Origin of the sequence: Verrucosispora sp. SN26_14.1, assembly GCF_004307965.1 — a bacterium.
GTDB lineage: Bacteria > Actinomycetota > Actinomycetes > Mycobacteriales > Micromonosporaceae > Micromonospora.
On the sequence record NZ_SISL01000446.1, the window covers coordinates 1 to 4,823 of the forward strand.

5 protein-coding genes and 1 pseudogene are annotated in these 4,823 nt (G+C 71.7%); 3 read left to right on the forward strand and 3 right to left on the reverse strand.

Going from position 1 to position 4,823, the window contains the following annotated elements:
• A partial coding sequence (locus EYA84_RS26650; RefSeq protein WP_131056441.1) for a PLP-dependent aminotransferase family protein occupies nucleotides 1-1,211 on the forward strand: 1,211 nt, incomplete at its 5' end.
• Between the two features lie 24 nt (nucleotides 1,212-1,235).
• Here the strand turns inward: EYA84_RS26650 and EYA84_RS26655 are convergent.
• A complete protein-coding gene (locus EYA84_RS26655) occupies nucleotides 1,236-1,931 on the reverse strand; it encodes a proteasome protein (protein ID WP_131056442.1) in 696 nt (231 codons plus the stop codon).
• A 135-nt stretch (nucleotides 1,932-2,066) separates the two neighbouring features.
• Nucleotides 2,067-2,651, reverse strand: a complete 585-nt coding sequence (locus tag EYA84_RS26660) for a DM13 domain-containing protein (RefSeq protein ID WP_131056444.1) — start codon at nucleotides 2,649-2,651, stop codon at nucleotides 2,067-2,069.
• A 165-nt stretch (nucleotides 2,652-2,816) separates the two neighbouring features.
• On the opposite strand from EYA84_RS26660, the gene EYA84_RS26665 reads away from it, so the two are divergent.
• On the forward strand, nucleotides 2,817-3,560 hold the full coding sequence (locus EYA84_RS26665) for an SDR family NAD(P)-dependent oxidoreductase (protein WP_131056446.1): 744 nt from the start codon (nucleotides 2,817-2,819) through the stop codon (nucleotides 3,558-3,560).
• Nucleotides 3,561-3,675: 115 nt separating this feature from the next.
• On the forward strand, nucleotides 3,676-4,449 hold the full coding sequence (locus tag EYA84_RS26670; RefSeq protein ID WP_161595050.1) for a M23 family metallopeptidase: 774 nt from the start codon (nucleotides 3,676-3,678) through the stop codon (nucleotides 4,447-4,449).
• A 7-nt stretch (nucleotides 4,450-4,456) separates the two neighbouring features.
• Here EYA84_RS26670 and EYA84_RS32690 read toward each other — a convergent pair.
• A pseudogene (locus EYA84_RS32690) lies at nucleotides 4,457-4,823 on the reverse strand (MerR family transcriptional regulator); the annotation flags it as partial.

Consider the following 4,823-nt stretch of genomic DNA (forward strand, 5'->3'; position numbering starts at 1 on the left):
GAGTCGCGGCGCCGCCGGGCGCCGGGACGGGGTGCGGGGCGCGGACCTCGGGGACACCCGGTGTCCGATCGTCGGACGACACCGTCCTGTTCCCGCAGGTACCCGGCCCGGACGCCTTCGACGCGGTACGCGCCGCCCCGGCGCGGATCGACCTGACACCCGGCGTACCCGATCTGGCGGCGTTTCCCCGCGCGGCCTGGCTGCGGGCCGAGAAGGTGGTGCTGGGGCGGCTGGCCGCATCGGACCTCGGCTACGGCGACCCGTGCGGGACGCCGACGCTGCGCCGCGCCGTCGCCGGGTGGCTGGCCCTCAACCGGGGGATCAGCGTCGACCCGGCCGAGGTGATCGTCACCACCGGGGTGTCGCAGGCGCTCGGCCTGCTCGCCCAGGTGCTGCCGGACGACGGCATCACCACCGTCGGCGTGGAAGACCCCGGCTCCCTCGGCGTCCGGCAACATCTCGACAACTGGCGGCTCGACACGGTGCCGATCCCGGTCGACGCCGCCGGACTGCGGGTGGACGAACTGGCCGCCAGCGGGGCACCCGCGGTGATGCTCACCCCCGCGCACCAGTTCCCGACCGGCGTGGTGCTCGACGGCGAGCGGCGCCGCCGGCTCGCCGACTGGGCCCGCAGCGGCGGTCTGGTCATCGAGGACGACTACGACGCCGAGCACCGCTACGACCGCCCGCCGGTGCCCGCGCTGCGGGCCACCCTGCCGGAGCGGGTCTGCTACGCCGGCAGCGTGTCGAAGCTGCTCGCCCCGGCGCTGCGGATCGGTTGGCTGCTGGTGCCCCACCGGTACCGGGACCCCGTGGTGGCCGCCAAACGCAACGCCGACCTGGGCAACGCGATTCTGCCGCAACTGGTCCTCGCCGAGCTGATCACCTCAGGGGCGCTGGAACGGCAACTGCGGCTGCTGCGCCGCCGGCACGTACGCCGCCGGGACGCGATGATCGCCGCCCTGGCACGTCACCTGCCCAGGGCGACCGTGCACGGAGCAGCGGCCGGGCTGCACCTGACCGTCACCCTGGACGGCAACGTGGTGGACACCGAGTTGGCGGCGGCGACTCTCGCCCGTGGGGTGAAGGTGCAGCCGTTGTCCTGGCACTGCCGCCGGCCGTACCCGCCCGGCCTGGTCCTCGGCTACGCGGCCAACTCCGCCTCGGCCATCGAGGAGGGCATCGCCACCGTGGCCGCCGCGCTGCGCTGAGTCATCACGAACGAGGTCCCGGTGTCAGTCGAACAGCCCGTCGAGCGCCTTCTGTTCGAGTTCGCGCCAGCGCTGGGCGTCCTTCAGCGCCTTGGCGATCTCCTTCTCGTCGAGGTGGTGGGCGCCCTCCTCACGGATGCACGCGACGCTGAACGGCCCGCCGACCGACGGCGAGGTCCGCTCCAGCGCCTCCAGCACCCGTACCACGCCCACCACGCCGTACTCGACGGTGCGCGTGGTCATCCGGAAGTGGGACAGCAGCGCGCCGGCCTGCTGGGCCATGGGGGCGCCGGAGCCGATGGCGTGGAAGCCCACGTCCTCGTAGCGGCCGATGAGCCCGTTTGGGTTGATCTCCACGATCCACGGCCCGCCCTGGCTGAAGCCGACCGCGAGCAGGTACGCCGACACCCCGCCGCCGTTGGGCTCGCCGGGCACGTCCGGGATGTAGTTCTTGTAGTGCTTCTTGAAGATGGGCAGGACGCGCTCCTGCAACTCGTCGCCGATGTCGGGGGCTTCGAGGATGGCGGTGGCCGATTCCTCCAGGAGGGGACGCAGGTCGTTGAGTACGCCCCGCGCGCCACTGCCGCCCCAGGCGGCGGAGGAGCCCAGCGGATGCAGCTTCTGGGCGGGGAAGCTCAGACCACGGTCGCTCTCGGTGATCTGGGAGTCCGCGCCGATCACCACCCCGTCGCTGCAGACAACGGCGAGTACGACGGTCATGGAGTCCTCCTGGGCAGGGGTAAGGGGTGTCAGGCGCGAGGTACCCGACATGCCGTCTGCCTACACACCGACAGGTGTCGACCCGTTCGCCTCGATGTTCTGCGGCCGGCGTCGGAGCACCGGGCGCGGAGCAGGTCAGGACGGTTTGCGGAGTTCGGCCGCGCCGAAGGACACCGAGAACCGCTTGCACCAGATCGAGACGCTGCGGAAGTCGTCGAGATTCGCGTCGGCGGGGATGTCGTACACCTGGTCGCCCCGGTTTCCCTTGAGCCGGTCGAGTTCGAGCCATCGCCCGTCGTCGAAGACGTGCCAGCCGTCCCGGCCGGCGATCACCGGCTGGTCGGTGAGCCAGACTCGCAGGTCGGGGCCGTTGGAGGTGGACAGGTCCTGGAGTGCCAGCCGGTGACTGCCGTCCGCGAGCCGGATCAGTCGGGCGGTGCCGGTGGTCTCGTGTTCGTGGGTGACGAACTCTCCGCTGGCCAGCAGCCTGTTCCTCGGACTCGGCGCGACGGAGACGTCGGCGGCGGAAGGTGACGCCTGGGCGGAGGGGGACCCGGCCGCTGCCGGCGAACCCTCGGGCGCGGGTGCGCCGACCTCCGGCAGTGTCTCGGCGACCACCTGGTTGGTGAACAGCTTCCACGGTTGGAACCAGTAGAGACCGAATGCCGCGCCTGCGCCCAGCAGGACGGCGAGGAGCCAGGTCAGGGGTTTGCGCGTCATCGCCGGAGCCTATGTCGGCGGAAACTCCACCGGCGCTGTCAGTCTATTTCGGATTTCTTACGGTGCGGGGTGCCCGGCGGCTCGCCGGACGAGGAGCCCGGGAAGGCCAGTCGTCACAGGCGACCCGGATGATCGCAATCCTGAGTGAACTGTCAGGATTGCGGGATGACGGTCAGAACTGCCGGCAGGGTCGCCCTGGTCACGGGCGGGAGCCGGGGCATCGGCGCCGCCGTCGCGCGCCGCCTCGCCGAGGACGGGATCGACGTCGCGTTCACCTACCGCACGGCGGGGGACAACGCGAAGTCCGTCCTGGCCGACATCGAGGCGTACGGGCGGACCGGCTTGTCGCTCAGCGCGGACAGCGCCGATCCGACGGCGGTGATCGACGCGGTGGACCGGACGGTGGCCGAGTTGGGGCGGCTGGACATCCTGGTCAACAACGCAGGGGTGTTCGCGGGTGGGCCGATCGAGTCGGTCAGCTTCGACGCGCTGGACCGGGCGGTCGCGGTGAACGTACGCGGGGTGTACCTGGCCACCCAGGCGGCGGTGCGGCACATGGGCGATGGTGGGCGGATCGTCAACATCGGCAGCAGCTTCGCCAGTCGTGTCCCCGCGCCCGGAGTCAGCGCGTACGCGATGACCAAGAGCGCGGTGAACGGGCTGACCCGGGCCCTGGCCCGCGAACTCGGCCCGCGTGGCATCACCGTCAACCTGATCCTGCCCGGCTCGACCGACACCGACATGAATCCGGCCGACAGCGACGGTGCGGACGCGCAGCGGACGCAGATCGCCCTCGGGCGGTACGCGTCGCCGGCCGACGTGGCCGCGACCGTCAGTCACCTGGTGGGTGACGGCGGCCGGCACATCACCGGTGCGTCGATCGCGATCGACGGCGGTGCGACCGCCTGAGGGGTGGCGTCCCGGCACCGTGGTGACCTAGACTCCAAACCCCGTTCGATCGAAGATCGTCGTTGTGGCTTCGACGGTGTCGGCCGACGTGTCCCGGCTACCGGCTGGAGCAGTTGTGGACGAAGGTCACCTGATCGATCGCCGGCGCCTGCTGGGCCTGATCACCGCCACCCTCGCCGTCGGCGTGATCCCGGAGGCGTGGCTCGCCGAGGCGGCGTACGGGGCGACGCCCCGCTGGAACCGACCGTTCGACAAGTGGGTCCCGATCACCTCGTCGTTCGGCGTACGGGTCGACCCGATCACCGGCGAGCGGCGGCAGCACAACGGCACCGACTACAGCGACGGCGGCATCCTCGGCTATCCGGTCCGGTCGATCGCGGCCGGCACCGTCACCGGCGTCACCTACAGCGCCGCCGGGCTCGGTCACCACGCCACGGTCACCCACGCCGACGGGTGGCGCAGCGTCTACGGTCACCTGCGGGACGTACCCGTGGTGCGGGTCGGCGCGCAGCTCGCGGCCGGGCAGCACCTCGGCAACGTCGGGTCGACGGGCCGCTCCACCGGGCCGCACCTGCACCTGGAGATCTTCCATCCGAACGGGCACCGCGTGGACCCCGAGTCGATCCTCACCGGCGCTCCCTACGCCGGGGCACCCGGCCAGCCACCCGCGATTCTCACCAAGGACGGACTCATGTACCTCATCTGGAGCACCGGCGGCACCGGCTACCTGGTCACCCCCAACCGCGTGATCGGGCTGCGGTCGATGGCCCACTACAACCTGTTCAAGCGGATCATCAACTCGAACCAGGCCGCCGACCAACCCGAGATCTTCAACCAGTTGGAGATCGACCAGATCAACGCGTACCTGAACGGGCACGTCCCGGCCTGACCCGGCGTCAGGTCGCGGCGCTCCGGGCGTCGCCGTCGCGCCCGTCGAGGACGGCGAGCAGGGCCGAGGCGACGAGCGCCACCGGCCGGTCGTCGTCGCGGGTCAACCGGCGCAGCGTGTCCGCCGCGAGGGTCCCCGGCATCTCGGCGAGGGCCTGGGTCAGCCGCATCCGCGCCGCCGAGTCCGCGCCCGGATCGGCGAGTTCGTCGGCCAGTGCAGTCATGATCCGTTCCGCCCACGTCGCGTCCTCGGCGAGGGTGCCCAGCAGTTCGGCCGCCTCGACGTCGTTGGGACCCTCGACCACGAGACCGACAAGCGTCGGCACCGCCCGGGTGTCGCCCCGGGCGCCGAGCGCGAGCGCGGCCGGTCCGCGC

Bases quoted from the DNA above. Each gene is read 5' to 3' on its own strand.
- EYA84_RS26655 (WP_131056442.1), bottom strand. From the start codon at position 1,931: ATGACCGTCGTACTCGCCGTTGTCTGCAGCGACGGGGTGGTGATCGGC.
- EYA84_RS26660 (WP_131056444.1), bottom strand. From the start codon at position 2,651: ATGACGCGCAAACCCCTGACCTGGCTCCTCGCCGTCCTGCTGGGCGCA.
- EYA84_RS26665 (WP_131056446.1), top strand. From the start codon at position 2,817: ATGACGGTCAGAACTGCCGGCAGGGTCGCCCTGGTCACGGGCGGGAGC.